The sequence below is a fragment of the Rheinheimera sp. genome, from assembly GCF_036568245.1.
GTDB lineage: Bacteria > Pseudomonadota > Gammaproteobacteria > Enterobacterales > Alteromonadaceae > Alishewanella.
Map to the genome: position 1 here is coordinate 1 of NZ_DATCSY010000094.1, position 2,023 is coordinate 2,023.

The 2,023-nt window shown below is 47.6% G+C and carries 1 protein-coding gene; it reads right to left on the reverse strand.

Annotation, left to right across the window (positions count from 1 at the left end; translation table 11 throughout):
- Positions 1-1,779 (reverse strand): prolyl oligopeptidase family serine peptidase (locus VIN66_RS04050; RefSeq protein WP_331922798.1); only part of this gene is annotated, 1,779 nt, incomplete at its 3' end.
- Between the last annotated feature and the right edge of the window lie 244 nt (positions 1,780-2,023).

Consider the following 2,023-nt stretch of genomic DNA (forward strand, 5'->3'; position numbering starts at 1 on the left):
CAGTGCCACTTTCATCAGCTCAGGTCGCTGTGTCATGACTGCGCCAACCAACAGGCCGCCGTTTGAACCACCGCGGATAGCCAGCTTATCTTTAGATGTATAACCCTGTGCCTGCAAATACTCGGCAGCAGCGATAAAATCATCAAACACGTTCTGCTTCTTCAGCTGGGTACCGGCATCGTGCCAGGCTTTACCGTATTCACCGCCACCGCGCAGGTTCGGCACGGCATAAACACCGCCCATTTCCATCCACACTGCCGTGGGAATATTAAAGCCCGGGGTCAGACTGACGTTAAAGCCACCATAGCCGTACAAAATAGTCGGGTTAGTGCCGTCACGTTTCAGGCCTTTTTTGTAACTGATTAGCATTGGCACCTTAGTGCCATCTTTTGAGGTGTAAAACACCTGCTCAGACGCATAGTTGTCGCTGTCAAAGTCAGCACCGGATTTGTTGTAAACATCTGAGTTGCCTGACTCAGGTACAAAGCTGTAAATCGTTTGCGCAGTCGTGTAATTGGTAAAAGTATAATACAGCGTTTTATCTTCTTTTTTACCGTTAAAACCCCCGACACTGCCAAGCCCCGGCAGCGTGACATCACGCACCAGTTTGCCGCTGTAATCGTATTGCTGTACTTTAGCGATGGCGTCAACCATATATTCGGCAAAAATATAGCCACCACCGGTTGATACGCTCAGCACGTTATCTGTTTGCGGGATCACATCAACCCAATACTCTGGTTGCGGTTTAGCGGCATCTACTGCAACGACTTTCTTGTTCGGTGCGTTTAAGTTAGTGACCAGATACAACTTACTGCCATCGTTATCGAGTAAATCGGTATCTGAATCAGTGTGCTCTAAAATTGTCACCAGCTCACTGCCTGGCTTGGTCAGGTCTTTCAAAAACAGTTTATTACCCGACGTTGATACAGCAGCAGAAATCAGCAGGTAATGGTCATCTTCTGTTACCGAAGCACCGACATAGCGGTGTTTTTGCTGCTCTGTCGCGCCAAAAATGATGGCATCGTCTTTTTGTGGTGTACCAAGCTTGTGGTAATACAGTTTATGCTGGTCCGTTTTAGCTGACAGCTCACTGCCATCCGGTTTGTCGTAACTGGAGTAATAGAAACCTTCGTTGCCAAACCAGCTAATGCCGCTGAACTTTACATCTACCAGCTCCGGCTCCAGTTGTTGTTTGGTTTCAACATCGATAACAATAATTTTGCGCCAGTCACTGCCACCTTCAGAAATAGAATACGCCAGCTTTGAACCATCTTTGGAAAAACTCACTTCCGCCAGCGAAGTGGTACCGTCGCTGCTGAAAGTGTTAGGGTCAAGGAATACTTCGCTGCTGCCGTCGTCCAGTTGCCGGTACAACACATACTGGTTTTGCAAGCCGTCATTTTTATAGAAGTAGGTATATTTACCTTCTTTAAACGGCGCCGTGACTTTTTCATAGTTCCACGATGCGGCCAGCTTCTGTTTAATCTGTTCCCGGTACGGAATTTGTTCAAGGTAACCAAAAGTCACTTTATTCTGCGCTTTCACCCAGGCTTCCGTCTCAGTGCTGCGATCGTCTTCCAGCCAGCGATAAGGGTCGGCAACAGTCTGTTCAAAATAGGTGTCCACCACATCGCCTTTGGCGGTTTGCGGATAGCTTAAAGGCGTTTTTACAGTTTCAGTCATAGTAATCGCATTGGGCTCAGTTGCTGAAGAAGTGGTGGATTCGCTGCCGCAGGCAGCCAGTAAAGATACAGCCAGGATACTTAATACGTGTTTCATCAATGAAATTCCCTGTTTCTTGTTGTTTTATCGCGACCGAGCTTAGCAAAGAAGCTCTGCTTTGCCTATTTCTGTCCAGCGCTTTTTCTGTGGTGTTTGGCGGGAAGTAAAAATCCACCTCCATAGGAGGTGGCTTTGCGTTGGCCCCCTATAAGGGGGCTTAATTATTTTCTACATCCAGCCTTAATTGACGTTCCTCGTCTTCTCTGCCCACTTTATCCTGATGCCTGACATAGCGCCGGAT